Below are 565 nucleotides of genomic sequence, written 5' to 3'. Positions count from 1 at the left end.
TTTCATCATGCAGCAACTTTGAAGCTTTCCAGGCCAGACGGGCGAATATCAGATTCAGAAGGGAAGCAAAAGGCAAGCCAGAGCATGTCCATACGCTAAACGGATCCGGCTTGGCAGTCGGCAGAACGGTTGCCGCATTATTGGAAAATTATCAGCAGGAGGACGGAAGCGTCATCATCCCTAAAGCGCTTCGTCCATACATGGGGAACAGAGACGTTATTCAACCATAAAAAAGTGCGCGCCAATAGGCGCTCTTTTTTTATTCGAGTGACCAGACGGCGGCTACATTTCGCGCACAGCGCGTAAGATTTGAACTTCCATCGGCAAGAGCGTTCTCCAAGGAGCTGATGCCGGGCACGATCGAAAAGAGAGCGGAAATGCCGATATCATAAACAAGCTCGCAGCCTTCACCGAGCGATCCGGCAAATGCAATAACCGGAATATTTTCGCTGCAGGCGCGTTTTGCGACGCCGGCCGGCGTTTTTCCGCTGACCGTTTGGCCGTCTATTTTTCCCTCGCCTGTAATTACAAGATCGGCCCCTTTAATGCGTTCAGAAAAAGACAA

General features: G+C 50.8%; 1 protein-coding gene and 1 pseudogene. One reads left to right on the top strand and one right to left on the bottom strand.

Annotated elements, in window-relative coordinates; genetic code table 11:
- Positions 1-230, top strand: a pseudogene (locus ACWHAR_RS30460) (serine--tRNA ligase); the annotation flags it as partial.
- Between the two features lie 29 nt (positions 231-259).
- Here ACWHAR_RS30460 and ACWHAR_RS30455 read toward each other — a convergent pair.
- A partial coding sequence (locus ACWHAR_RS30455; RefSeq protein ID WP_452088857.1) for a glycerate kinase occupies positions 260-565 on the bottom strand: 306 nt, incomplete at its 5' end.

The sequence above is a fragment of the Bacillus sp. LR--39 genome (assembly GCF_053613335.1).
Note: the sequence above shows the minus strand (reverse complement) of the source record. Positions and strands in the feature narration are given on the sequence as shown.